The sequence below is a fragment of the Micromonospora chalcea genome (assembly GCF_028768405.1).
Taxonomy (GTDB): Bacteria; Actinomycetota; Actinomycetes; order Mycobacteriales; family Micromonosporaceae; genus Micromonospora; species Micromonospora chalcea.
Window position 1 is genome coordinate 2,697,161 of record NZ_CP118233.1, and the last position, 25,495, is coordinate 2,722,655.

General features: G+C 71.3%; 18 protein-coding genes. 8 read left to right on the top strand and 10 right to left on the bottom strand.

Translation table 11 applies throughout. The features are described from left to right. Positions 1-287: 287 nt before the first annotated feature. The gene (locus PVK74_RS11350; RefSeq protein ID WP_113972461.1) at positions 288-1,439 is read left to right on the top strand and encodes a lytic polysaccharide monooxygenase auxiliary activity family 9 protein; all 1,152 of its coding nucleotides are present in this window, start codon (positions 288-290) and stop codon (positions 1,437-1,439) included. 60 nt (positions 1,440-1,499) lie between these two features. Here the strand turns inward: PVK74_RS11350 and asnB are convergent, their stop codons facing one another. Beyond that, the gene (gene asnB / locus PVK74_RS11355; RefSeq protein ID WP_043329713.1) at positions 1,500-3,461 is read right to left on the bottom strand and encodes an asparagine synthase (glutamine-hydrolyzing); all 1,962 of its coding nucleotides are present in this window, start codon (positions 3,459-3,461) and stop codon (positions 1,500-1,502) included. Between the two features lie 113 nt (positions 3,462-3,574). On the opposite strand from asnB, the gene PVK74_RS11360 reads away from it, so the two are divergent. From PVK74_RS11360 to PVK74_RS11370, 3 genes are all read left to right on the top strand, one after another. Beyond that, the gene (locus PVK74_RS11360; RefSeq protein WP_030504250.1) at positions 3,575-5,050 is read left to right on the top strand and encodes an aminopeptidase P family protein; all 1,476 of its coding nucleotides are present in this window, start codon (positions 3,575-3,577) and stop codon (positions 5,048-5,050) included. 311 nt (positions 5,051-5,361) lie between these two features. After that, on the top strand, positions 5,362-7,062 hold the full coding sequence (locus PVK74_RS11365) for a hypothetical protein (protein ID WP_274479050.1): 1,701 nt from the start codon (positions 5,362-5,364) through the stop codon (positions 7,060-7,062). Positions 7,063-7,353: 291 nt separating this feature from the next. Continuing rightward, positions 7,354-9,204 carry a hypothetical protein gene (locus PVK74_RS11370; protein ID WP_274479051.1) on the top strand — a complete coding sequence of 617 codons (1,851 nt, stop codon included), beginning with the start codon at positions 7,354-7,356 and terminating at the stop codon, positions 9,202-9,204. Positions 9,205-9,275: 71 nt separating this feature from the next. Here PVK74_RS11370 and pulA read toward each other — a convergent pair whose 3' ends face one another. Both pulA and PVK74_RS11380 read right to left on the bottom strand, forming a co-directional pair. Beyond that, positions 9,276-14,774 carry a pullulanase-type alpha-1,6-glucosidase gene (gene pulA / locus PVK74_RS11375; protein WP_069089110.1) on the bottom strand — a complete coding sequence of 1,833 codons (5,499 nt, stop codon included), beginning with the start codon at positions 14,772-14,774 and terminating at the stop codon, positions 9,276-9,278. A gap of 142 nt (positions 14,775-14,916) precedes the next feature. Next, positions 14,917-15,609: a cellulose binding domain-containing protein gene (locus tag PVK74_RS11380; protein WP_274479052.1), complete on the bottom strand. Its 693-nt coding sequence runs from the start codon at positions 15,607-15,609 to the stop codon at positions 14,917-14,919. Positions 15,610-15,762: 153 nt separating this feature from the next. Between PVK74_RS11380 and PVK74_RS11385 the strand changes: the two genes are divergently transcribed. Next, positions 15,763-16,362 carry a GNAT family N-acetyltransferase gene (locus PVK74_RS11385; RefSeq protein WP_210887137.1) on the top strand — a complete coding sequence of 200 codons (600 nt, stop codon included), beginning with the start codon at positions 15,763-15,765 and terminating at the stop codon, positions 16,360-16,362. 39 nt (positions 16,363-16,401) lie between these two features. On the opposite strand, the gene PVK74_RS11390 is transcribed toward PVK74_RS11385, so the two are convergent. Beyond that, entirely contained in the window at positions 16,402-17,055 is a 654-nt protein-coding gene (locus tag PVK74_RS11390; protein ID WP_030503305.1) for a GOLPH3/VPS74 family protein, read from the bottom strand. 200 nt (positions 17,056-17,255) lie between these two features. On the opposite strand from PVK74_RS11390, the gene PVK74_RS11395 reads away from it, so the two are divergent. Further along, complete coding sequence (locus PVK74_RS11395; RefSeq protein ID WP_043329703.1) at positions 17,256-18,767, top strand: APC family permease; 1,512 nt, start codon at positions 17,256-17,258, stop codon at positions 18,765-18,767. A 52-nt stretch (positions 18,768-18,819) separates the two neighbouring features. Here PVK74_RS11395 and PVK74_RS11400 read toward each other — a convergent pair whose 3' ends face one another. Together PVK74_RS11400 and PVK74_RS11405 are read right to left on the bottom strand one after the other, a co-directional pair. Then, the gene (locus PVK74_RS11400; RefSeq protein ID WP_064445336.1) at positions 18,820-19,209 is read right to left on the bottom strand and encodes a hypothetical protein; all 390 of its coding nucleotides are present in this window, start codon (positions 19,207-19,209) and stop codon (positions 18,820-18,822) included. A gap of 41 nt (positions 19,210-19,250) precedes the next feature. Beyond that, positions 19,251-19,958, bottom strand: coding sequence for a hypothetical protein (locus tag PVK74_RS11405; RefSeq protein WP_064445335.1), 708 nt, complete (start codon positions 19,956-19,958; stop codon positions 19,251-19,253). Here PVK74_RS11405 and PVK74_RS11410 point away from each other — a divergent pair. Both PVK74_RS11410 and PVK74_RS11415 read left to right on the top strand, forming a co-directional pair. Beyond that, the gene (locus tag PVK74_RS11410; RefSeq protein ID WP_036343738.1) at positions 19,957-20,148 is read left to right on the top strand and encodes a hypothetical protein; all 192 of its coding nucleotides are present in this window, start codon (positions 19,957-19,959) and stop codon (positions 20,146-20,148) included. The genes PVK74_RS11405 and PVK74_RS11410 overlap by 2 nt on opposite strands. A 52-nt stretch (positions 20,149-20,200) precedes the next feature. Next, complete coding sequence (locus PVK74_RS11415) at positions 20,201-21,037, top strand: hypothetical protein (protein ID WP_231915398.1); 837 nt, start codon at positions 20,201-20,203, stop codon at positions 21,035-21,037. Between the two features lie 318 nt (positions 21,038-21,355). On the opposite strand, the gene PVK74_RS11420 is transcribed toward PVK74_RS11415, so the two are convergent. The 4 genes from PVK74_RS11420 to PVK74_RS11435 form a co-directional block, all read right to left on the bottom strand. Then, complete coding sequence (locus PVK74_RS11420; RefSeq protein WP_274479270.1) at positions 21,356-22,555, bottom strand: IS110 family RNA-guided transposase; 1,200 nt, start codon at positions 22,553-22,555, stop codon at positions 21,356-21,358. Positions 22,556-22,814: 259 nt separating this feature from the next. Further along, positions 22,815-24,014, bottom strand: a complete 1,200-nt coding sequence (locus PVK74_RS11425) for an IS110 family RNA-guided transposase (RefSeq protein ID WP_274479270.1) — start codon at positions 24,012-24,014, stop codon at positions 22,815-22,817. Positions 24,015-24,345: 331 nt separating this feature from the next. Continuing rightward, complete coding sequence (locus tag PVK74_RS11430) at positions 24,346-24,999, bottom strand: DedA family protein (RefSeq protein WP_274479053.1); 654 nt, start codon at positions 24,997-24,999, stop codon at positions 24,346-24,348. A 24-nt stretch (positions 25,000-25,023) separates the two neighbouring features. Next, positions 25,024-25,380: a VOC family protein gene (locus tag PVK74_RS11435; RefSeq protein ID WP_274479054.1), complete on the bottom strand. Its 357-nt coding sequence runs from the start codon at positions 25,378-25,380 to the stop codon at positions 25,024-25,026. Between the last annotated feature and the right edge of the window lie 115 nt (positions 25,381-25,495).

A 25,495-nucleotide genomic window follows, 5' to 3' on the forward strand; every position in this document is an offset into this window, starting at 1 on the left:
ACCGCGCGCCGGGACCCTGGCATCGAACGGCGCCTATTGCGGGCCGCGCCCGGACGTGGTGGGATGGCGGTGCCGGGTGACGACGCGGGGGCTGCCGCGTCACCGGCCGCCGGGTCGATCCGACGCGAGGGCATCCACGGTCCGTTGGGCAACGGACCGCAGACGGTGCGCGCCCGTCGACGGCCACGGCCGCACTCCGACCGGGCGCGGGCACCGCGATCGTCGCATCCGCTCGTCGCAGCGGGGCGGGCCGAACCGGGCCACGCTCCGCGAGTCAGGAGATCCCCGTGCACCGATCCCGATCCCGTACGGCCGCGTTGCTCACCGCGGCCGCCACCCTGACCCTGGGCGCGTTCGCCCTGGTCACCAACTCCGGACCGGCGGCCGCGCACGGCGCGGCCATGACGCCGGGCGCCCGCACCTACCTGTGCTGGAAGGACGGCCTCACCGGGACCGGTGAGATCCGGCCGAACAACCCCGCCTGCTCGTCGGCGGTGGCCGAGAGCGGCGCGAACTCGCTGTACAACTGGTTCAGCGTGCTGCGCTCCGACGCCGGCGGGCGGACCGTCGGGTTCATCCCCGACGGCAAGCTGTGCAGCGGCGGCAACCCCGGCTTCAGCGGGTACGACGCGGCGCGCAACGACTGGCCGATCACCCACCTGACGGCGGGCCGGTCGATGGAGTTCCGGTACAGCAACTGGGCCCACCACCCGGGCACGTTCTACTTCTACGTGACCAAGGACAGCTGGAGCCCGAACCGGCCGCTGGCCTGGAGCGACCTGGAGGAGCAGCCGTTCCTGCAGGTGACCAACCCGCCGCAGCGCGGCGCGGTCGGCACCAACGACGGTCACTACTACTTCACCGGCAACCTGCCGTCGAACAAGAGCGGCCGGCACATCATCTACTCGCGCTGGGTCCGCTCGGACAGCCAGGAGAACTTCTTCGGCTGCTCGGACGTGACGTTCGACGGCGGTAACGGCGAGGTGACCGGGATCGGCTCGGGCGGCAGCAACCCCCCGACTACCGCGCCGCCGACCACCGCGCCGCCGACCACCGCGCCCCCGACCACCGCGCCCCCGACCACCGCGCCGCCGACCTCGCCTCCGCCGGTGACGACCAGCCCGACCATGCCGGCCGGCTCCTGCATGGCGGTGTACAAGGTGGTCACCGCCTGGGGTGGCGGCTTCCAGGGCGAAGTGACGATCATGAACCACAGCACCCGGACGTACTCCGGGTGGACCGCGAACTGGACCTGGCCCAGCGGCCAGACCATCAACCAGGTGTGGAACGGCACGTTGAGCGGCAGCGGGGCGTCGGTGAGCGTCTCCAACGCCGCCTACAACGGCAGCGTCCCGCCGGAGGGCACCACCACGTTCGGCTTCACCGCGAACTTCTCCGGCACCAACACCCTGCCGACGGTCACCTGCACCGGCAGGTGATCCCGTAACGGGAAGGGCCCTCGGGGAACACCCCGGGGGCCCTTCCTCGTCACGCTCGGGTCAGCGGACCATGCTGCCGACGACCGGCTTGGTGAGCAGCGCGGACTGGTTGCGCTGGATGCCCGGGTCGAGCGTCTTGGCCACGAAGATGGCGTGCCAGATGCAGAAGATCAGCACGGTCCACACCTTGCGGGAGTGGTCCGCCTCCTCCCGCTTGTGCTCCTCCAGCAGGCGCATCGCGTACGACAGGTCGATCAGGTCGCCCGCGCCCGAGGTGGACAGCACGTGCCGCGCCCACTCGTACATCTCGCCGCGCAGCCAGACCCGGGTCGGGGTCGGGAAGCCCAGCTTCTTGCGGTTGACGATGGCCGGCGGCACGACGCCCTGCAGCGCCTGGCGCATCGCGTACTTGGTGGCCTCGGAGCGGGGCGGCAGCTTCAGGTCGACCGGGATGCCGGCGGCGACGTTGAACACCTCCCGGTCCAGGAACGGCACCCGCACCTCCAGCGAGTGCGCCATCGAGATCCGGTCGGCCTTGACCAGGATGTCGCCGCGCAGCCAGGTGTAGAGGTCGACGTACTGCATCTTGGTGACGTCGTCCAGCTCGGTGCACTCGGCGTAGATCGGGGCGGTCACGTCGGTGTAGCGCACCGAGGGGTCGTAGCGGCGCAGCAGGTGCTGCTTCTCCTCCTCGGTGAACATCCGGGCGTTGCCGTAGTAGCGCTGCTCGATCGGGGTGGTGCCGCGCTCCAGGAAGCTCTTGCCCTTGACCCCCTGCGGAATGGCCTTGGACACCGCGCGCAGGCCCTTCTGCACGCCGTCGGGCAGGCTGTTCACCGAGTTGAGCGACAGCGGCTCCCGGTAGATCGTGTAGCCGCCGAAGAACTCGTCCGCGCCCTCGCCGGAGAGCACCACCGTGACGTGCTCGGCGGCCTTCTTCGCCACGAAGTACAGCGGCACCAGCGCCGGGTCGGCGACCGGGTCGTCCAGGTGCCAGACGATCTTCGGCAGCGCGTCGATCATGTCCTGCGGCCCGATCTTGGTCGGGATGGTGGTCACGTCGAGGTGCCGGGCCGAGTCCTGGGCCACGTCGATCTCGGAGTAGCCGGGCACGTCGTAGCCGACGGTGAAGGTGAGGATGTTCGGGTTGAACTCGCGGGCCAGCGCCACCACGGCGGTGGAGTCGATGCCGCTGGACAGGAACGAGCCGACCGGCACGTCCGAGCGCATGTGCATCCGGACGCTCTCCCGCAGCGTCTCCCGGATGTCGTGGTAGAGCCGCTGCTCGTCGGAGACCGGGGCCGGCCGGAACACCGGGCGGTACCAGCGGCGCACCTCGATCCGGCCACCAGGGGTCCAGTTCAGGTACTCCCCCGAGCCGATCCGGCTGATCCCCTTGTGCAGCGTGCCCGGCTCCGGCACGTACTGCAGCGTCAGGTAGTGGCTCAGGTTGGCGGTGTCGATGCCCGCGTCGCCCTGGTACGCCGAGTGCGCGAACGGCAGCAGCGCCTTCTTCTCCGACGCGAGGTAGAGGCCGTCCTGGGTCTCCAGGTAGTGCAGCGGCTTGATGCCGAAGTAGTCCCGGGCGCCGAAGGCCCGCCGCTCCTGCCGGTCCCAGATGACGAACGCGAACATGCCGCGCAGCTTGGTGAGCACCTGCTCACCCCAGTAGTGGTAGCCGGCGACGATCACCTCGCCGTCGCCGTTGGTGGCGAACTGGGCGCCGTAGTCGCGGATCAGCTCCTCGCGCAGCTCGATGTAGTTGTAGATCTCGCCGTTGAAGGTGAGCAGGTACCGCCCGCCCGCGTACGGCAGGGGCTCGTGGCTCAGCGCCACGTCGATGATCGCCAGGCGCTTGTGCGCGAACACACCGTCCGCGTACCGGCCGGAGGCGTCGCCGACCACCTCGACCCCGGTCTCGTCCGGGCCACGGTGGTGCAGGCACTCCAGTGCGCCGGCGATGTTGTCGCGGTGGGCGGCGGCGTCGCCGCGCGCGCTGAAGAAGGCCAGGAGTCCGCACATGGCCGCCATCTTTCCACGCGCCGGAAGCCTCCGTCGCGGCACCGCAGGCACCTCCCGCTGTCGTGCGCGCGGTACCGTCTGGACCAGCGACGAGGCTCAGGGAGGGACGGATCATGGCCGAGGAGCGGACGCGACAGGGCAAACCGGCGGACGGTACGGAGTCGCACGACCCGGACTTCCCGGAGGCGTTCCTGTCGTTCATGCGCCAGGGCTGGCGGGACACCGAACTGCCGGTCGCCCCGCGCCCGGAGGCGCCCAACCACGCCAAGCGGCGGGCCGCGCTGGCCGAGGCCTTCCCGGGCGAGACGCTGGTCATCCCCACGGGCAACGAGAAGGTACGCGCCAACGACACCGAGCACCGGTTCCGTCCGGGCAGCGACTTCGCGTACCTGACCGGCGACCTGGAGCCGGACAGCGTCCTCGTGCTGCGCCCGGGTGGGGAGTCCACGCTGTTCATGCGGCCCCGGTCGTCGCGGGTGACCGACGAGTTCTTCCGCAGCCGGCACGGTGAGCTGTGGGTGGGCCGCCGGCCGACGCTGCGGGAGAAGTCCACCGAGCTGGGCCTGCCGACGGCCGACCTGAGCGAGCTGGACGCGACGCTGGCCGAGCTGGCGCCGGGGCGTACCCGGGTGCTGCGCGGTTTCGACGCCCGGGTGGACGCGGCGGTGCGTCAGTACGACGGCGCGCGCGCCGACGGTCAGCCCGGCCGCGACCGGGAGCTGGCCATCGCGATCGCCGAGCTGAAGCTGGTCAAGGACGAGTGGGAGATCGCGCAGCTCCAGGAGGCGTGCGACGCCACGGTGCGCGGCTTCGAGGACGTGGCACGGGCGCTGCCGGCCGACCGCGGCGTCTCCGAGCGGCTGCTGGAGGGCGTCTTCGCGCTGCGCGCCCGGCACGACGGCAACGACGTCGGGTACGGCTCGATCGTCGGGGCCGGCGAGCACGCCACTGTCCTGCACTGGGTGCACAACCACGGCGCCACCCGTCCGGGTGACCTGCTGCTGATGGACATGGGCGTGGAGAACCGCAACCTCTACACCGCCGACGTCACCCGGGTGCTGCCGGTCGACGGCCGGTTCACGCCGCTGCAGCGCCAGGTCTACGACGCCGTGTACGCCGCCCAGCAGGCCGGCATCGAGATGTGCCGGCCGGGCGTGGCGTTCCGGGACGTGCACCTGGCCTCGATGCGGGTGCTGGCCGAGGCGCTGAAGGATCTCGGGCTGCTGCCGGTGAGCGTGGACGAGGCGATGGACCCGGCCTCCACGGTCTACCGGCGGTGGACGCTGCACGGCACCAGCCACATGCTCGGCATCGACGTGCACGACTGCGCCAACGCGCGCAAGGAGAACTACCGGGAGGGTCCGCTCGGCGAGGGGTACGTGCTGACCGTCGAGCCGGGGCTCTACTTCCAGCCGGAGGACGAGATGGTCCCCGAGGAGCTGCGGGGCATCGGCGTGCGGATCGAGGACGACATCCTGGTCACCGCGGACGGTCCGGTGAACCTGTCGGCCGGTCTGCCGCGGCGCTCCGACGAGGTGGAGACCTGGCTGGCCGAGCAGCGTGAGGCGGGCCCCCGCCTGCCCGGCTGAGTCCTGCGGGCCGCGATCTTCCGGCGGGCCCCACCACCGCGCCTTCACGGCAGGTGGTGGGGCCCGCCGCCGTCTGGGGGAGTTGCGGTCCGCTCACGTGGTTGGTCACCGACCGCCGATCGTGGGAGGAATGCGGGCTTTTTTCGGATACGTCTTCCTCGCGAGGAACCTTCTCATACGGTGCTGATCAGAGGCTACAACCGGTTTGTAGCTGGTCGCCCGGCCTGGGGCGGTGCGACCCGTTTGGGAAGAACCGAAAGGGCTCTCATCTCATGTCGAACGATGTAACGACACCCGACGGTGGAGCGCCGATGGCGCCTGCCCCGCGGACGAGCAAGCGGCGGGCGCTCTGGGTCGCCACCGGCGTGGCCGGGCTGACCGGCGTCGTCGGGCTGGCGGCGCTGGGCGGTCTCGCCGCCCGCGACGACAAGTCCGGCACCGAGCCGGTGGCGGACAACCACGCCGCCGCTCCCCAGAACACCGGCAACGACTCCGACGGCGGGTACGACAAGGACGGCAAGGACGGCAAGGACCGTGGCCAGGAAGGCCGCGACCGCGGCGAGTGGGGCCCGGACAAGGGCGACTGGGGCAAGGACGGCAAGGACGACCACGGCAAGACCCGCGAGGTCGCCTGCGACGACGACGCCCTGATCGACGCCCTCGAACTCGCCAACCGCGACCACGGCGGCACCCTCAAGCTCGCCGAGAACTGCACCTACGAACTCGGCGTCAAGGACCGCAAGTTCGGCTCCGCCCTGCCCGAGATCAAGCAGGACGTCACCATCAAGGGCAACGGCTCCACCATCAAGCGCGACGCCGAAGACACCTTCCGCATCTTCCGCGTCCGCGACGGCGGCGACCTCACCCTCAAGGACCTCACAATCAAGGGCGGCAACGCCAACGAGTTCAAGTACCCCGGGCCGTCCGTGCCGAAGGCGGCCGACCCGGCCGAGCTGGATGCCAAGCGGGTCGAGGGTGACGGCGGCGCGCTCCTGGTCGAGCGCGGCGGCAGCGCCTACCTGGACAACGTGAAGCTGACCGACAACAACGCCGAGGGCGACGGCGGCGCCATCGCCAACTACGGCCGCACCTGGCTCAAGGAGAGCAAGGTCGTCAACAACCACGCCCAGGGCGACGGCGGCGGCATCTTCAACGAGGGCATCCTCAAGGTCGAGGAAACCCACGTCGACGACAACACCGCCGGCGGCAACGGCGGCGGCATCGCCAACGGCAGCGGTGAGCACCACGACGGGCCGGTCGACCTGGCCTCGGCGGCGAAGGCCGACAAGGGTGAGCACGGCAAGCACCGCGCCGGCACGGTCGAGATCACCGGGGCGTACGAGGGCAAGGACGCCTCGTTGAGCACCCTGAGCCGCAACCGGGCGGGCCACAACGGTGGCGGCCTGTTCAGCAGCGGCGGCTGGGTCACCGTCTCGTTCACCGCGATCGGCGGCAACGTCGCCTGCGACAACGGTGGCGGCGTCTACGCCGAGAACACCGACCTGCTCCTGGAGAAGGTCCACGTGGCGGGTAACCACGCCGACGGCAACGGCGGCGGCGTGGTGACGACCGGCGGGCGCGACTGGGCCGGCAACGGCGCCGAGAAGGACGGCCTCGCGGGCAGCGCCACGATCGCCGACAGCGCGGTCGTGGACAACACGGCCGGCCGCTTCGGCGGCGGCATCTACAACGGTGAGTGGCTCATCAAGATCGAGGACGGCTTCCTCACCCGCGAGCACGACAAGGACGACAACGCCACCCTCACCATCCGCGACACCGAGATCAAGGCCAACACCGCCCTCAACGGCGGCGGCATCTTCAACAACAAGGCCAAGATCACCCTCACCAAGACCCACGTCACCAAGAACACCGCCACCGACTCCAGCAAGCTCCACCGGGTCGCCGGCGGCGTCCTCAACAACGAAGGACGCGTCAAGCTCGACGACAAGTCCCTCATCAGCAACAACGACCCCACCAACTGCGCCAACACCGTCGAGGACTGCTACAACTGATTCGCTCCACCACATAACCCGGGGTGCCCTCCTTCCGCCGCGACGGCGGGAGGAGGGCTCCCGACCTCGGAGCGGCCCGGCTGGCCGTGGTGTCCCCCACCGGGGCGTCCGGACCGCACTGCGCCCGCCCATCCCACCCGCACCCTTATGCGGGTTTTTTTCGTATATGGCCACGAGGCGAAGAAGGTTCTCATACGGTCGTTCTCAGCAGCTACAACCGATTTGTAGCGAAGGCCGCCTCGCCAGGGCGAAGCGACCTTGTCAGGTACAAGGAGAGGGCAGAGAGCTCCGATGTCCAACTACCTTCGCAATAACAATGACGCCACCAGCAAGACCATCTCCCCGCTCCGGCGTCGCCGGATGTGGCTCGCCACGGGCGTCGTGGGCCTGACCGGAGCGGTCAGCCTCGCCGGCGTGGCCTACGCGACCACCGGGGCCACCGGCCCGCACCGGCTCGCCGACGTCAAGTGGTCGACCACGCAGCAGCTCAGCGACGACGACCACGGCGACAAGGGCGAGTACGGCCGGGACGGGTACGACAAGGACGGCAAGGACGGCAAGGACCGTGGCCAGGAAGGCCGCGACCGCGGCGAGTGGGGCCCGGACAAGGGCGACTGGGGCAAGGACGGCAAGGACGACCACGGCAAGACCCGCGAGGTCGCCTGCGACGACGACGCCCTGATCGACGCCCTCGAACTCGCCAACCGCGACCACGGCGGCACCCTCAAGCTCGCCGAGAACTGCACCTACGAACTCGGCGTCAAGGACCGCAAGTTCGGCTCCGCCCTGCCCGAGATCAAGCAGGACGTCACCATCAAGGGCAACGGCTCCACCATCAAGCGCGACGCCGAAGACACCTTCCGCATCTTCCGCGTCCGCGACGGCGGCGACCTCACCCTCAAGGACCTCACAATCAAGGGCGGCAACGCCAACGAGTTCAAGTACCCGGGTGGCGGCGGCCAGCCGCCGGCCGCTGCTCCGGCGGCCGCCCCGGCGGTGGCGGCCCCGGCCGCTCCGGCTGTCGCGGCTCCGGCCGCGGCGACCACGGCCGCCGCTGCCACGCCCGTCGCCGACGGCATGAACGGCGGCAAGGACGACGACAAGCGGGTCGAGGGTGACGGCGGCGCGCTGCTGGTCGAGCGCGGCGGCAGCGCCTACCTGGACAATGTGAAGCTCGTCGACAACAACGCCGAGGGCGACGGTGGCGCCGTCGCCAACTACGGCCGCACCTGGCTCAAGGAGAGCAAGGTCGTCAACAACCACGCCCAGGGCGACGGCGGCGGCATCTTCAACGAGGGCATCCTCAAGGTCGAGGAAACCCACGTCGACGACAACACCGCCGGCGGCAACGGCGGCGGCATCGCCAACGGCGGCGGCTTCTCCGGCGAGCACGGCCCGGCGGCCTCGGCCGCGCCGAAGGGCTACGACAAGAACGAGAAGCACCACGAGGCCGGGATCGTCGAGATCTTCGGTTCCGACCACGGCAAGGACGGCATCAAGTCCAGCCTGTCGGACAACCGCGCTGGCAAGAACGGCGGCGGTCTGTTCAGCAGCGGCGGCACCGTCACGGTCTCCTTCACCGCGATCACGGGCAACACCGCCTGCGAAAACGGTGGCGGCGTCTACGCCGAGAACACCGACCTGGACCTGGACAAGGTGCACGTGGCCAAGAACCACGCCGACGGCAACGGCGGCGGCGTGGTGGTCACCGGCGGCAAGCACTGGGGCTACCCGAACGACAAGGAGCACGCCAGCGCCACGATCGCCGACAGCAAGATCGTCGACAACACCGCCAACCGCTTCGGTGGCGGCATCTACAACGGTGAGTGGCTCATCAAGATCGAGGACGGCTTCCTCACCCGCGAGCACGACAAGGACGACAACGCCACCCTCACCATCCGCGACACCGAGATCAAGGCCAACACCGCCCTCAACGGCGGCGGCATCTTCAACAACAAGGCCAAGATCACCCTCACCAAGACCCACGTCACCAAGAACACCGCCACCGACTCCAGCAAGCTCCACCGCGTCGCCGGCGGCGTCCTCAACAACGAAGGACGCGTCAAGCTCGACGACAAGTCCCTCATCAGCAACAACGACCCCACCAACTGCGCCAACACCGTCGAGGACTGCTTCAACTGACCTGACGGTCCAGGGGTACGCGACCGGCCCCCTGCCACGTGACGTGGCAGGGGGCCGGTCGGCCGTGCCGGTCAGCTCTGGACGAACACCGCCACGCTGCGCGCGGGTACGGTGAACGTGCCGGCGGCCCGGTCGAACGAGGCGGTACGCAGCGCCGGGTCGGCCGAGTTCCGCAGCACCGGATGCAGCGTCACGTTCGCCCCGCGCAGCCCGGTGACCGTCTGCTTCGCCGTCTCCGGCGTGGCGTTGAAGACGACGGTCACCGACTTCCACGTCCCGTCCAGCCCGCGCGCGTCGAGGGTCATGGTGAGCACGCCCGGCGTCTCCTTCGTCCCGGACAGCGGGAACGCCACCCGCTTCTGCACCTGCTCGGCGCTGCTGAGCCCGAACACCGGCGAGGATCGGCGGACGCGCAGCAGCTCCGCGTACCGGGCGTCGGCCAGTTCGACCGCCGCGCAGTCCGGCACCAGCAACGGGTCGGCCAGCAGCGGCTTCGCGTACGACCACTTGTCGCGGTTGTCGGCCTCCGGCGGCAGGCCCGCGCCGAACCCGTTGCCCTGGGCGCAGTCCCAGCGGATCTGGTTGAACCAGTCCCCCGAGTTGTACGAGTTGCGGTCCAGCGACTTCGAGCGCAGCCGCTCCGAGCCGGTGGTGACGAACCCGGCGCCCTGCCCGAGCGCTGTGGTCGCCAGCGCGAGCACCTGCATCCGGGCCCGGTCCTGCGCCGAGGTCCCCTGCGGCAGCTTGTACGCCAGCGCGTCGTACAGGATCTCGTTGTCGTGCGCGTCGACGTAGGTGACCGACTCGCCCGGCGCGGCCGTGTATCCGGCCGGCGCGCCCTTGTAGTCGACCTGCGCGCCGGTGACCCGCTTCCCGGAGGAGTCGGTGAACCGGTAGTCGCGCAGGTTACCGGTCAGGCCCACCTTGATCAGGTCGTGCTGGTGCAGCAGCCGGGCCCGCTGCTCGGCCGCCGTGCCGTTGACCTCGTCGCCGTTCGGGTCGGTGTAGAGGCCGGAGGCGAAGCCCTGCGCGCGCGGGTTCGCGTCGAACGGGCCGCCGCCGCGCACCGCGTCGCGGAGCCGGTCGTTGAACGTGCCGATGCCGGTGCCGGCCATGTTGATCTGGGTGGCCTGGGTGAACCGGGCGTCGTCGGCGACCTCGCCGAAGTTCCAGCCCTCGCCGTAGAGCAGGATCTTCCGGCCGTCGACGCCGTCGCGGGCGAGCGTGAGCTTGTCCAGCGCGGCCCGTACGGCCAGGATGTTCGCCTTCGGGTGGTGACCCATCAGGTCGAACCGGAAGCCGTCGACCTTGTACGCCTTGGCCCAGGTGACGATCGACTCCACCACGAGCTTGCCCATCATGGCGTGCTCCGGGGCGGTGTTGGCGCAGCAGGTCGAGTTGGCCACCGACCCGTCGTCGAGCAGCCGGTGGTAGTAGCCCGGCACCACCTGGTCGAGCACCGACTTCGGGTCGGCGCCGGCGGCCGAGGTGTGGTTGTAGACCACGTCCATGACCACCCGCAGGCCGGCCTTGTTCACCCCGGCGACCATCTGCCGGAACTCGGTGGTGCGCTTGGCGCCGTTCGGGTCGGTGGCGTACCCGCCCTCCGGCACCGTGTAGTGCAGCGGGTCGTACCCCCAGTTGTAGCCGTCGGTGTCGGCGACCGCCGCGACGCACTTCTGCTGCTGGTCGGAGTCCGGCGGCAGCGCGGCCAGGTCGCAGGCCGGCTGGGCCTGGTCGGCCCGCTTCTCCGGGATGGTGGCGAAGTCGAACGCGGGCAGCAGGTGCAGGTAGTTGACCCCGGCGTCGCCGAGCGCCCGCAGGTGCTTCATGCCCGCCGTCTGCGGGTCGGTGAACGCCAGGTAGGTGCCGCGCCGCTCGGCCGGAACCGTGTTGTCGGCGATGGAGAAGTCCCGCACCGACAGCTCGGTGATCTGGGCCTTCGACGCCGGCGGGGCGGCCGGCTTGCGCAGGTTCGCCCAGCCGGCCGGCGCGAGCGCCGGGTCGGTCAGGTCGACGATCTGGCTGTGCGTGGAGTTCGGCGCGAGCGCCACCGAGTACGGGTCGGTCACCGACGCGGTGACCACCTTCTGTGTCGCCGGCTGCCACGCCTGCACCTGGTAGCGGTAGTAGCGGCCGGTCCACGCCTTCGTCCCGCGCACCGACCAGACACCGGTGCGGTCGTCGCGTCGCATCGCCACAGTGGTCGGCTCGGCCGTGGGCGAGTCGAACAGCTCCAGCGCCACCTTCTGCGCGGTGGGCGCCCACACGGCCAGCGTGGGTACCCGCCCGGCGAACGTCGGGCCGAGTTTCGCGCCGGTCGCGGCCGCGTAGACGTCGTCGAGCACGCCGGGGATCTGCACGCCGGTGGCGGCGAGCAGGGCGCCCTCGGCGTCCCGCTCGGTCACCACGAGCTGCCCGCGCAGCGCCGCCGGCACCTTGGCCAGGTCGCCGCGCGCGAGCGTGAAGGCGCGACGGTCCCAGAGATGGGGGTACGCCTGTCGTTGCGCCTCGGTCAGCCCGTTGCGCTGCGCCCGCAGCGGCAACTCGGTGTACGTGCCGGTCAGCTCGCCGTCGGCGACGCCGATCCCACCGGCCGGGGCGACCGCGAGCGCGTACCGCCTGCCGTCGGTCGGGCCGGTGGCCCAGGCGACTGTGGACCTGTCGATCCAGTTCGCCTTCTGCCTGGTGATGTCGATGTCGGTTGCGGCGCCGGACGTGGTGGTCGGCAGCAGCCGGCCCTTGACGCCGGCGAGCAGCCACACCTCGCGCCCGGCGGTGGCGAAGTCGAGCCGCTGGTCCTCGGGGTGGTCCTTCTGGTCGCCGGAGTGCACGATGTAGCTCAGCCCGGTCGCGCCGGCGCTCAGCGGCACGCGGAACACCGCGCCGTAGGCGTCGATCTTCTCCGGCTTGAGCGGCGTGGCCCAGTCGGTCGGGCTGGCGGCGCCGTCCCACAGGTGCAGGCCCCAGCCGTCGTAGTTGCCGTCGGCCTTGCGCCAGTGGATCAGCGCCGTGTCCGGCGCCACCGGCGGGTCGGGCTCGCCGGTGGCGGCCTGCCGCGTCGGGTACACCTCGGCGTCGCCCTGCTTGACCCAGACCTCCCCGGTCCGGGTCACGTCGATGAAGCGGTCGGCCGCGACGTCCTTGTTGCCGCCGGAGTCGACCACGACGAAGCCGACCGACTTCGCGCCCGGCTTGAGCTTCACCCAGGCGAACCGGCCGTACGAGTCCTCGCCGGCGAACGGCTGCCCGGCGGGCCACTCGGTGACGTACGCCGGGTCGATGTCACCCCAGGCGTAGAGCCGCCAGTCGTCGTACCCGCCGGCCGGGCGCTTGTAGTGCACGATCGCCCAGTCCCGTGACTCGCCCCGGTCCGGGGTGCCGACGGTGCCGGTGGCGCGGGCGGTGGCGGTGCGGCCCTTGCCGTCGCGGACCACTGCCTTGTACTCGACAGTGGTGCCGCCGGGCAGGCCGGTGAGGTCGTGGTGCACGGTGTACGGGGCGCGGTGCGCGCTGCCCAGCAGCGTCCACTTCCCGCCGTCGACCCGGGCGGCGAACGTGACGGTGGCGAGCGGGTCGCCGGTGACCTGGGCGGTGACGGTGGCCTTGCCGGGGGCGGGCTCGTCACCCGGCTCGGTGATCGTGATCTTCGGAGCGGCCCCGGGGTGCGGGATGGCCCGGTCGGCCTTGAGCACCACCGCCGACATCGCCGGCACGGTGAGGCTCAGCTTGCCGTCGGCAGCGGCCGTCACGTCTGCGGCGCCGCCGTACACGCCGGTGAAGCGGGCGCCGGCCGACCAGGTGTCCACCGTGACAGTCTGCGGGGTGGCGGCGTTGTTCACCGCCGCCACGTACTCGATCCGGTCGGCGGGCAGGACGCGGGAGAACGCGAAGACGCCGGGACCGTCGGCGGCGTGCCGGGTGACCTGGACGCCGTCGCGCAGCGCCGGGTGCGCGGCCCGCAGGCCGCCCAGCTCGGCGATGGTCCGGTAGAGCGGATGGCGGGTGTCGTACTGGTCGACGGCGTGGGTGCGGGTGGTGCCGATCAGGTCGTCGTCGAGGTAGTCGGCGGTCCGGGAGGCGAACATGTCCTGCCGGGCGTCCTTGTCCCCGCCCGGGCCGGTGAAGCCCTGCTCGTCGCCGGAGTAGACGACCGGCTGGCCACGGGTGAGGAACATGAGCTGGTGGGCGAGCCGGCTGCGCGTCAGCTGGGCGGCGTCGTCCCCGCCGCCGGCGGCGACGAACGAGCCGATCCGGCCCATGTCGTGGTTGCCGAGGAACGTGGTGAGCCGGTTGGCGTTCGTGTCCCGCGCGGTGTAGAGGTCGTCCTTGGCGTACACGTCGGCGAGGGCCTTGGCCGAGCCGTCGGCGGCGGCGTAGCCACGTGCCGCCTCCTGGAACGAGAAGTCGAGCGTGGCGGGGAGGCCGCCGCGCCGCACGTAGGTGGACTGGATCTCCTGTTCGGCGCTGTAGACCTCGCCGAACATGAAGAAGTCCTTCTTGCCGGCCTTCGCCGCGGCGGCGTCGATGCCGCGGGCGAACTGCGGCCAGAACTCGAGGTTCGAGTGCTTGACGGTGTCGAGGCGGAACCCGTCCACGCCGGCCTTGCCGATCCACTCGGCGTAGATGTCGGTCATGCCGCGCACCACTTCGGGCCGCTCGGTCCACAGGTCGTCCAGGCGGGAGAAGTCGCCGTACTCGCTGTTCTCCCCGGCGAAGGTGGAGTCACCGCGGTTGTGGTACATGGTCGGGTCGTTCAGCCACGCCGGTACCTTGACCTTCGCGTCGGCGGGGGTGGCGAACACCGGGGTGTACGGGAACGACTTTTCGTTGACGGCGGGGAACTTACGGGTGCCGTCGGCGTAGTTCCGGTCCTCGAAGGGTCGTCCCTGCGCGTCGCGGTAGGGCGCGGTCTTCTTGTCCACGTAGCCGTACTTGTCCTCGGCGTACCGGATGACGTCGGCGGTGTGGTTCACGATGATGTCGAGGTAGACCTTGATGCCCCGCCGGTGGGCGAGGTCGACCAGCTTCTTCAGCTCCGCGTTCGTGCCGAAGTGCGGGTCGACCTGGGTGAAGTCGGTGATCCAGTAGCCGTGGTAGCCGGCCGAGACGTCGGCGCCGGTGCCCTGCACGGGCCGGTTCTTGAAGATCGGGGCGAGCCAGATGGCAGTGGTGCCGAGCCCTTGGATGTAGTCCATCCGGTCGATCAGGCCCTTGAGGTCGCCGCCGTGGTAGAAGCCCTTGTCGGTCGGGTCGTGGCCGGTGGTGAGCCGGCCGCCGGTGAGGCCGCCGTTGTCGTTGCGCTTGTCGCCGTTGGCGAAGCGGTCCGGCAGGACGAAGTAGAACTGCTCGGCCTTGGCGGTGTTGCGGCTCGCCGCGAGCAGCGCGTCGGGCGAGGGCTCGTGGTTCCACTGGGGAGCGTTGCCGGCGGCGAGGACGTCGGGGGTGGCGGCGCGCTCGGGAGCGTCGTCGCCGAGCTGATGGAGGGCCACCGGAACGCCGACGACGGCGAGCACGAGGGAGGTGACCAGGGCGAGCAGCGCCTTGGGGGATATCGGCGGCGGTTTCATCGACGGCCTTTCTCTGGTCGCTGATTCGCCCGCACGCTAGCCCTTGCCGAAACATTCTGCAATACCTTGCAAACCATGCTGCAACAAAGCAGTTACCTTGCAAGAGAGTGCACGCGTGTCGCCCCGATCCGGGGCGCGGGTTCTACCGGGCGACGCAGGGCGTGCCGTCGACGGTGCAGCTCGTCGGCCGGGTGCCCGCCCGCTCGATGTGGAACCGCACCGCCAGGGACTGCCCGGGGGCCAGGTCGAATCCGCTGCGGTAGGTGAAGACGCCGTCGTCGAAACGGAACACGCCCTGCTCGGCGCCCTCGACCCAGGCGGTGACCAGCCTTCCGCCGGGGAAGACCGCGCGCACCGTCCAGCCCCGGTGCGAACGCGCGGTGTTGACGAGCAGCACCTCGCCGATGAAGCCGCCGTCGAAGGCGCTCTGCACGCTGTACCTGCCGGTCACCGCGGACGGCGGCGCCACCGGCGGCGGAGTCGACGGGGGCGGCACCGGCCGGGCGACGCCCCGGGGGCTGGGCGTCGACGCGGCCGGCGTCGGCCGGGCGGGCAGCTCCGTGGAGCGGGGCGACAGACCCGGCAACACCGGAGCGGTGGCGGAGACCGGCGACGGACCGCTGGCGCTGACCGCCGTGGGGGTCGGCGGCACGTGCGGCAGCGGCATCAGCGGATCGGGCGGATCGGCCGCCGGGAACGTGCTCCGTCCCCGCACCGAACCGAGCGCCACCGCCAACAGGACCACCATCACGACCACGCCGGCGGCGACGAGGATCCAGGGGGACGAGGTCATGGCGGCCCCGGGCTGCGGGCCGGAGCGACGCGTGTGGGACATGGTCCTCCTGTCGGGGTCCGGGCCAGCGTAGCCACCGGGACCGGGCCGCGGCGAGCGGCCGGAATCGGGCCTGCCGCACGGCGCGGACTCCTGATACCTTGCACGCCGATCAATGACCACAATGGCTCGTCGAGCCGGTAGGACGGATGGCCAGTGACTGAGTGGCAGGGCAACATCCGGCGGGCGTCCACGGCGGACGCCGCCGTCGTGACCGCGATTCTCGCCGAGGCGTTCATGCGGGATCCGGTGAGCGGCTGGGTCTTCCCGGCCGACGACCACCGCGCGCGGGTCCATCCCGCCTTCTTCGGGCCGTTCGTCGCGCTGGCGCTGCGCACCGGCGAGGTCCACCTCGCGGGCGACGGCCTGGGCGCCACGCTCTGGCTGCCCACCGGCGACGGCCACGAGGCCGAGGAGGGCGACGAGTTCGCCGGAATGGAGGCCGCGATCGGCGCCGAGGCCATGAAGCGGTTCGGCATGCTCGACGAGATGATGGGCGCCCGCCACCCGAGCGAGCCGCACTGGTACCTGCCCTTCATCGCGGTACACCCGGACCATCACGGCAAGGGCGTCGGGTCGGCGCTGCTGCGTAACAAGCTGGCCGAGCTGGATCAGGCCGGCTCCGCCGCGTACCTGGAAGCCAGCTCGCCGCGCAACGCCGCGCTCTACGAGCGGCTCGGGTTCCGGCGCCGCCCGGTCACGCTCGACCTGCCGGACGGGCCCAGCCTCTACCCGATGTGGCGCGACCCGGCCTGACCGGGATCGTCCCGCCCCGGCCTCACCCGGGGCGGGACGTCATCGCCGTACCGTCGTGGTGCTGACGTCGAGCGCGCCCACGACGGCGGCGAGCAGTCCGTCGAGCTGCCCCGGCAGGAACCGCCGGCAGTCCCGCATCCGGACGCCGACCTGCGGGTCGAAGATGTTCGCGGCCAGCCCGACCGCCTCGGCGAGGCTGGCCAGCAGCAGCGTGCCCGGGTCCAGTTCGGCCGGGGACGAGTGCATCAGCATGGCGGTCAGCCGTACCCGCGGCGAGGCCGCCTGGTTCGGGTCGTTGGCCGGCCAGCGCACCGTCCGGCCGATCAGCTTGCCCTGCTCCCGGCGGAGCACACCGGCGGTGACCAGCCGGGTGCCGACACGCTCGTTGATGTTGAGCTGGGTCCGCAGATAACGGATCCACAGCCGGGCCGGGTGCGCGCCCTCCCGACGCAGAATCTCGGTAATGAGCAGATCGGTGAGCGGCTCCTGCCACAGTCGCGGATCGACAGCGGCGATTCCGCCGCCGTCGAGGGCGATCCGGCCCTCGAACATCAATTCGGCGAGCGCGGCGCCGGCCAGCCCGCACTCCAGCCGGTCGACGGCGACATGCGGCTTGCCGGTGAACTCGTCGTGTCCGATAAGGAACAGCGCATCCGCAAGCCGGTAGGTGGCCTGCGCCCCGGGGTAGGTCATGGTCCATCCTCGAACGGTGGCCGTGAACGTCGACACGGGACGGTACGGCATGACCACGCACAGCTCAATTCCGGTCGATCAGGAGCCCCCCAAATCGATATCGAGACGGGGTTGTGACGATCAGTGATCACCAATACCCTGCTTCAGGTTGTTCCGAAGTAGACAGCTGAACCCCCTCACTCCCCTCCCCTGGAGAAGCCTTGTCCTCCGATCCGTTTTTCTCTGACGGTGGGCTGCGCCGCGGTCGTCTCGGCACCGCTCACCTCGTCTTCTTCACCGTCGCCGCGTCGGCCCCGCTGACCGTTCTCGGCGGTGGCGTCACCACCATGTACGCGGTCAGCGGCAACATCGGCGCCGCACTCGGATACGTGCTGCTCGCCGCCGTGCTCGCCGTCTTCGCCACCGGCTACGCCGCGATGAGCCGGTACGTCGCCAACGCGGGCGCGTTCTACGCGTACATCGCCAACGGCCTCGGTCGAGCCGGCGGGGTGGCCGGCTCGGCCGTCGCGCTGGCCGCGTACAACGCGATTCAGATCGGTCTCTACGGCCTGCTCGGCGCGATCCTCGGCGACTTCATGGACGCCAAGACCGGCATCAGCCTCGACTGGTGGGTCTGGGCGCTGCTGGCCTGGGTCTTCATCGGCGCGCTCGGCGTCCTGCGCATCGACCTGAACGCCACCGTGCTGGCGGTGCTGCTCATCCTTGAGTGCATCGCCGTGCTGATCTTCGACCTGGTCGCCTTCGCGAACCCGGCCGGCGGCGCCGTCACCACCGCCGGCATCAGCCCCGGCCACCTGTTCGGCGCCGGTTTCGGCGCGGTGCTCGCGTTCACCATCGCCTCCTTCACCGGCTTCGAGAGCGGCGCCATCTACAGCGAGGAGGTCAAGGACCCGCGGCGCACGGTGGCCCGGGCCACCTACATCGCCGTCGCGTTCACCGGCCTGTTCTACGCCTTCTCCGCGTGGGCGCTGACCGTGCTGACCGGCCCGGAGAACGCGCCCGCGGCCAGCGCCGAGGCGGGGCCCGGCGTCATCTTCGGCGCGCTCGACCAGTACACCGGCGCGGTCGTCGCGGACATCGCCAACGTCCTGTTCATCACCAGCGTGCTCGCCGCCCTGCTGTCGTTCCACAACGGCGTGGCGCGGTACCTGTTCGCGCTGGGCCGCGAGCGGGTCCTGCCGGGCTTCCTCGGCGCGACCTCCAGCCGCAGCGGCGCCCCGGTGGCGGGCTCGCTGGTGCAGAGCATCCTCGCCGTGGTGGTGTTCCTGGCGTTCGCGATGACCGGCCGTGACCCGGTCATCGACCTGTTCACCTGGCTGTCCGGCGCGGCGGCGGTCGGCGTCGTGCTGCTGATGACGCTCACCTCGGCCTCCGTCGTGGGCTTCTTCCGGGGCCGTCCCGGCCCGGAGAGCGCGTGGCAGCGGGCGATCGCCCCGGGGCTCGGCACGATCCTGCTCACCGCCGTGTTGCTGGTGCTGCTGTTCAACTTCGACGCGCTGCTCGCGCCCGACACCGCGAGCTATCTGAAGTGGCTGCTGCCGGCGATTCCGGTGGCGGCGGGCGTGCTCGGCCTGATCTGGGGCGCGGTGCTGCGCACCAGCCGGCCCGAGACGTACCGCCGGATCGGCCAGGTCACCGAGGAGGGCCTGCACGAGCCCGGCCTGCACCCGGCCCCCGAGGCCGACCGCTGGGCCGGCGCCCACCACCGCTGACGTCCGTCGGTGCGGCGGCCGGCCCGCGTGGCCGGCCGCCGCACCACCACGATCAGGCGGTACGGATGACAGTGCAGATGACCGGACCGTCCTCGGTGGTACGCAGCAGGTAGCGGTAACGCTCGCCGGGCACCGCGCCGCCCTGGCTGTCCAGGAACTCCCAGCGCACCGCCACCTCGGTGAGCAGCGCCGAGACCTGTTGCACGTCCTCGATCTGCGCGTTCGCGGCCACCAGTTCCCGCTCCTGGTAGTCGGGGGCGGCGCCGACGAAGCTGAGCGCCACCGCCGCCGGCGAGGTGAACGAGAAGCTGTAGGTGTCGGCGACCACCAGCCCGGGCAGGGCGTAGCAGCCGGCGATGGCCGGCACGTCGGCGGTGGTCAGCGCCACGCCGTACCGGTCGAAGAAGTCGGTGAGCGTGTCGAGGTCGGTGGAAGCCGTCACGACGCTCCTCATTACCGGCCCGGCGCGGCGGCAAACCTTCCTCAGCGCGGCGGGATCCGCACCTCGATCTCGGCTCCGAGGCGCGCGCCGCCGCTGAGGGCCAGGTCGTCGCCGCTCCAGAACCGTCCCGGGTCGTACCAGTTGGGTCGCCGCCCGGCGGGCAGCAGACCCATCGCCTCGTACGTCACCGCCACCACCTCGGCGCAGTACGCCGTCTCCAACGCGTTGTCGCTGCTCTGCCCGCCGTCCGTGCTTTCGTCTCCGCTCCTGGTCCGGCCCCGGCCGCCGATCCGGCCCTTGATGCCGTCGAGGCTCAGGCGGCGCGGGTGCGGCACCCGGCCCCGGGCCCACCGCCAGGCGAGTTGCGCGGTGGACGGGAACGGCGTGCCGTCGAGACGGGCCACGGTACGCAGCACCGCCTCCTCCATCGCCGGGTCGGCCGGCGGTTCGAGCTGACGCAGCCAGCCCCGTTGGCCGTACCGGTTGGCCCAGACGCAGACCGCGTCGCGCAGGTCGTGCAGCTGCACGCCACGCTGGTGCGTGCCGGTCCACATGTCCGGCAGCGAACGGCCCAGCTCGGCGTGCCACATCAGCGGCGGCATGTCGTCGAGCACCACCGCCATGCCCACATGGTTGACCGGGCTGTTGGTGGTGAGCTGAATGGCGCGGTCCGGCACGCTGCGCCCGCGGAACACCCACAGATCGCCGGTGCGGGTCAGCTCCACGGCCTCGTCCAGGCTGATGCTCATGGAGGACTACCCTAAGCGGATGCGGCAACGGATGCGGTGGTGGAAGGTACTCGGACTCGCGGGTCTCGCCGGCGTCGCGGCGACCGGAGTGGTCGTGGCGCGCGCGGAACGGCGGCGCCGCGCGTACACCCCGGAGGAGATCCGGGACCGGCTGCGCGAACGGCACGCGAAGGCGTCGTCGTCCTCCTGAGCGGACAGTCACGGGGCGGCGCGGCCGGGCGGGTTCTCCTAGCATCGGCGTGATGGGAACCAGTTTCTGGGAAAGCCCGTTCGTCCTCGACCCCCGGCCCGCCGCGGTGGAGCGGCACGGCGACGTCGACCTGCACGTCCCCACCGGCGACGGCCGGCACCCCGCAGTCGTGATCGTGCACGGCGTGCCGGGCCCGCCCGACGCGCCGGACGCGCGCGACTGGCCGCTCTACCGCGGTTACGGCGCGCTGCTCGCCGAGCGGGGCGTGCTGGCCGCGACTCCCCAGCTCACCGTGGCCGGCCCCGACGACCTGTACGCCGTCGCCGCGCGGGTCGCCGCCGCCACCGAACTGCTCCGCGCCGATCCTCGCGTCGACGCCGACCGGCTCGGCCTCTGGTTCTTCTCCGGCGCCGGCCTGCTGCTCGGCGACTGGCTCCGCGACCCGCCCCGCTGGCTGCGCGGCCTGGCCGCGACCTATCCGCTGCTGGCCCCGCTGCCCGGGTGGCCCCCGGTGGATCCGCGCTTCCGCCCGATCGACGCGCTCGACCTGCCCGCCCCCACCGGCGACGCCACCGCCACCCCGGCGCGGCCGGACGACACCACGACGCCAGGCAGCGTGGACTCCGGCGACACGGGCATCGACGCCGCACGGCCGGCCGAGCCGGCTCGGCCGACGCTGGTGCTGACCAGGGCGGGCCGGGAACGGCCCGAGGTCGCACCCACCATCGAGGCGTTCACGGTGGTCGCCCGGCGGCGCGGCATCCCGCTGCACGTGGTGGACGTGCCGAACGGTCAGCACGGATTCGACGCGCTGGACCACACCGAGGAGTCCCGGGCCGCCGTACGCACCGCCCGAGACACCCTGCTCGACCTGCTGACCGCCCCCTGACCACCGGCCATCGCACCACCAGATCTCCCCACGCCCTCACCCCGTCTCGTTGATCATGAGGTTGGCCGGGACAAAACAGACACAAACTGCCGCCAACCTCATGATCAACGGGGCGGGCGGCGCACCGGAATCCCGCACCCGCGCTTGAGCACCCGTTCCCGCTCGCCCCGCCCGTTCTCGCTTTCCCGGCCTACAGCCCACCAGCCAGCGCCCACGCCGGACGATCAAGGAGTTTTGGTCCTCTGGCGGGCCGAATCCGTACACAAACTCCTTGATCACCTCGGCGGCGGCGCCCGGGGGGTGTCCCTATGGGTTTCGTCAAGCGGCGATCGGCGTGGCTGGGCGGGGCTGGTAGGGGATCTTGTCGCGGAGCATGGCGAACAGGACGTCGCAGCGGCGGCGGGCGAGGCAGATGAGGGCGGCGTTGTGGCGCTTGCCCTCGGCTCTCTTTCGGTCGTAGTAGGCGCGGCTGGTGGGGTCAGCGAGGGCAGCGAACGCGGCGAGGAAGAACGCCCGTTTGAGGTTCTTGTTGCCGCCGCGGGGTGGGTGTTCGCCGCGGATGCTGCTGCCGGATCGTCGGGTGACGGGGGCGAGGCCGGCGTAGGCGGCGAGGTGCCCGGGAGTCGGGAAGGCGGTGCCGTCGCCGACTTCGAGCAGGATCCGGGCGGCGGTCCTGACGCCGATGCCGGGCATCGAGGTCAGGACCGGGGCAAGAGGGTGTGCATCAAGCATCCTCTCGACCTCGCCGGCGGCCTGGTCGCGTTGCCGCAGGATGTCGCGGAGGGTGTCGGCGAGGCGGGGCAGGATCGTCTCCGCGGCCTGGGTGCCGGGGACGGTGACGGTCTGCTCGTCCAGGGCGGTCATGATCTGCTCGACCAGGCGTTCACCCATGCGGGGTGCGTGGACGGCGGCGATCGCCATCAGCTTGCGGCGGCCTGCCTTGCGCAGCCCGACCGGGCCGCCGCAGCGTGACAGCAACTCCAGCACGGCCTTGTGGTGAACCTTCGGGCCGAGGACCCGTTCCAGGGCGGGATGGATCTGCGTCAGCAGACCACGGATCCGGTTCGACACGCGGGTGGCTTCGCCGGCGAGGTCGTCGTCGAAGCCGACCAGCACCTCCAGCTCCGCAAGGGCTTCGTCGCCGACGTCGACCCGCCGCAGCGTGTGCGGCAGGGTCCGGGCCGCATCGGCGATGACGTAGGCGTCCCGGGCGTCGGTCTTCGCCGCACCGGGATGCAGGTCAGCGATGCGCCGCATCGCCAGGCCAGGCAGGTAGGCCACCTGATGCCCGGCCGCCCGAGCCACCGCGACCGGCAAGGCACCGATCGAGGCCGGCTGGTCGACCACCACCAGCACCCGGCCGTGACGGGCGAGTTTGTCGAACAACTGCCGCAGCCGGGCCTCAGTGTTCGGCAACGCCGCATCGTGCAGCCGCTTGCCGTCCGGCGCCAACCCGACCGCGTGGTGACCCTCTTTGCCGACGTCCAAGCCGAGGTAGACGCCATATCCGCCGTGCACCACACCCGCCTCCACGCATCGCTCCGTGGCCTCGGCCGCTGGTCTGAGCGTCGGACTGCCGGCAGCCACGTTACGAAGAGACCTACCCCGAACACGGGTGGCCGTGTCCCTATCAGCGGTCCACCGACGCCACCCGACCCGGCGACAACACCCCCCGGATCATCCGAACGACAGGGGCAGGAAGTCATACCGGGCCGGGCGACCGAGGGTCCCCGGCTGGGGACGACCAAAAAGGTAACGGGTGTCCCTATGGGTTTCGTCAAGCGGCGATCGGCGTGGCTGGGCGGGGCTGGTAGGGGATCTTGTCGCGGAGCATGGCGAACAGGACGTCGCAGCGGCGGCGGGCGAGGCAGATGAGGGCGGCGTTGTGGCGCTTGCCCTCGGCTCTCTTTCGGTCGTAGTAGGCGCGGCTGGTGGGGTCAGCGAGGGCAGCGAACGCGGCGAGGAAGAACGCCCGTTTGAGGTTCTTGTTGCCGCCGCGGGGTGGGTGTTCGCCGCGGATGCTGCTGCCGGATCGTCGGGTGACGGGGGCGAGGCCGGCGTAGGCGGCGAGGTGCCCGGGAGTCGGGAAGGCGGTGCCGTCGCCGACTTCGAGCAGGATCCGGGCGGCGGTCCTGACGCCGATGCCGGGCATCGAGGTCAGGACCGGGGCAAGAGGGTGTGCATCAAGCATCCTCTCGACCTCGCCGGCGGCCTGGTCGCGTTGCCGCAGGATGTCGCGGAGGGTGTCGGCGAGGCGGGGCAGGATCGTCTCCGCGGCCTGGGTGCCGGGGACGGTGACGGTCTGCTCGTCCAGGGCGGTCATGATCTGCTCGACCAGGCGTTCACCCATGCGGGGTGCGTGGACGGCGGCGATCGCCATCAGCTTGCGGCGGCCTGCCTTGCGCAGCCCGACCGGGCCGCCGCAGCGTGACAGCAACTCCAGCACGGCCTTGTGGTGAACCTTCGGGCCGAGGACCCGTTCCAGGGCGGGATGGATCTGCGTCAGCAGACCACGGATCCGGTTCGACACGCGGGTGGCTTCGCCGGCGAGGTCGTCGTCGAAGCCGACCAGCACCTCCAGCTCCGCAAGGGCTTCGTCGCCGACGTCGACCCGCCGCAGCGTGTGCGGCAGGGTCCGGGCCGCATCGGCGATGACGTAGGCGTCCCGGGCGTCGGTCTTCGCCGCACCGGGATGCAGGTCAGCGATGCGCCGCATCGCCAGGCCAGGCAGGTAGGCCACCTGATGCCCGGCCGCCCGAGCCACCGCGACCGGCAAGGCACCGATCGAGGCCGGCTGGTCGACCACCACCAGCACCCGGCCGTGACGGGCGAGTTTGTCGAACAACTGCCGCAGCCGGGCCTCAGTGTTCGGCAACGCCGCATCGTGCAGCCGCTTGCCGTCCGGCGCCAACCCGACCGCGTGGTGACCCTCTTTGCCGACGTCCAAGCCGAGGTAGACGCCATATCCGCCGTGCACCACACCCGCCTCCACGCATCGCTCCGTGGCCTCGGCCGCTGGTCTGAGCGTCGGACTGCCGGCAGCCACGTTACGAAGAGACCTACCCCGAACACGGGTGGCCGTGTCCCTATCAGCGGTCCACCGACGCCACCCGACCCGGCGACAACACCCCCCGGATCATCCGAACGACAGGGGCAGGAAGTCATACCGGGCCGGGCGACCGAGGGTCCCCGGCTGGGGACGACCAAAAAGGTAACGGGCAGCTAGGCGAGGCGGAGACGGGAGCAGGGCCGGGGACCGGAGCAGGGGCCATGGCCCAGGGCGGGGACCGGAGTGCGGGCGGGGTGGGTCAGCGGTCGGCTGCGGGGACCGGGTCGGGGGTGTCGGTGCTGTCCAGGGGCTGCAGGCGCTTGGCTCGGCGGCGCAGCCACGCGGTGCTCACCACGCCGGCCAGCACGGCCAGCACCAGCCCGGCCCAGGAGATGTCCTTGAGCCAGTGCTCGGCGGCCTGCCCCAGATAGAACAACAGGTAGGTGGTGCCGAACGCCCAGACCAGCCCGCCCGCGGCGTTGGCGATCAGGAACCGGCGGTACGGCACGCGCAGCGCTCCGGCGAGCGGCCCGGCGAGGATGCGCAGCAGCGCGACGAACCGCCCGAAGAACACCGCCCAGACACCGTGCCGGGCGAAGCTCAACTCGGCGCGGGCCAGGTGCGCGGGGCCGAGGTGTTTCGGGAAGCGCCGACCGAGCCGCTCCAAGAGGGGACGGCCACCGCGGCGGCCGACGGCGTACCCGACGGAGTCGCCGAGGATCGCGCCGGTGGCTGCGGCGGCGGCCACCCACTCGGGCCCGACGGCGCCGGTGGCGGCGAGCAGGGCGGCGCTGACCAGCACGATCTCGCCGGGCAGCGGGATGCCCATGCTCTCGACGCCGATCACCACGCCCACGAGCAGGCAGATCAGGCCCGGTGGGAGGGCGGCGAGCCAGTGCTGTACGTCGACCACCCCGCCGACCCTACCCGCGCCCGGTCACCCGGCGGGGGCCAAGAACTCCAGCCGGTTGCCGTGCGGGTCGTGCGTGTGGAACCGCCGCATGCCGGGAATCTCCTCGTCGCCCCAGGTCACGGCGTGGCCGGCGGCGATCAGGCGGGCGGCCAGCTCGTCCAGGTCGGGCCGCATCAGGGCCGGGTGAGCCTTGCGGGCGGGACGGAAGTCGTCCTCGACCCCCAGGTGCAGCTCGGCGTCGTACCCGGTGAACCAGCAACCACCGCGGGCGGCGAGGGCCGGGGGTTTGGGCTTCTCGGTGAGGCCGAGCAGGCCGGTGTAGAAGGAGCGGGACAGATCCTCGGAGCCGCGGGGGCAGGCGAGCAGGACGTGATGGATCATGGTGGCACCTCCTCGTCCCGCAGCGTGGCACGAGGTTGCGTGAATAGCAAGACGGACGTACGGTTTTGTAGAGACCGACGCAGGTAAGTGTTGCCTAAGCACGGCGGCGCTCCGG

Excerpts from the sequence above, each read along its gene's own strand:
- asnB (WP_043329713.1), bottom strand. The coding sequence starts at position 3,461 with ATGTGCGGACTCCTGGCCTTCTTCAGCGCGCGCGGCGACGCCGCCGCC.
- pulA (WP_069089110.1), bottom strand. The coding sequence starts at position 14,774 with ATGAAACCGCCGCCGATATCCCCCAAGGCGCTGCTCGCCCTGGTCACC.
- PVK74_RS11410 (WP_036343738.1), top strand. The coding sequence starts at position 19,957 with ATGGAGGACTACCCTAAGCGGATGCGGCAACGGATGCGGTGGTGGAAG.
- PVK74_RS11360 (WP_030504250.1), top strand. The coding sequence starts at position 3,575 with ATGGCCGAGGAGCGGACGCGACAGGGCAAACCGGCGGACGGTACGGAG.
- PVK74_RS11415 (WP_231915398.1), top strand. The coding sequence starts at position 20,201 with ATGGGAACCAGTTTCTGGGAAAGCCCGTTCGTCCTCGACCCCCGGCCC.
- PVK74_RS11380 (WP_274479052.1), bottom strand. The coding sequence starts at position 15,609 with ATGTCCCACACGCGTCGCTCCGGCCCGCAGCCCGGGGCCGCCATGACC.
- PVK74_RS11435 (WP_274479054.1), bottom strand. The coding sequence starts at position 25,380 with ATGATCCATCACGTCCTGCTCGCCTGCCCCCGCGGCTCCGAGGATCTG.
- PVK74_RS11405 (WP_064445335.1), bottom strand. The coding sequence starts at position 19,958 with ATGAGCATCAGCCTGGACGAGGCCGTGGAGCTGACCCGCACCGGCGAT.
- PVK74_RS11370 (WP_274479051.1), top strand. The coding sequence starts at position 7,354 with ATGTCCAACTACCTTCGCAATAACAATGACGCCACCAGCAAGACCATC.
- PVK74_RS11365 (WP_274479050.1), top strand. The coding sequence starts at position 5,362 with ATGGCGCCTGCCCCGCGGACGAGCAAGCGGCGGGCGCTCTGGGTCGCC.
- PVK74_RS11390 (WP_030503305.1), bottom strand. The coding sequence starts at position 17,055 with ATGACCTACCCCGGGGCGCAGGCCACCTACCGGCTTGCGGATGCGCTG.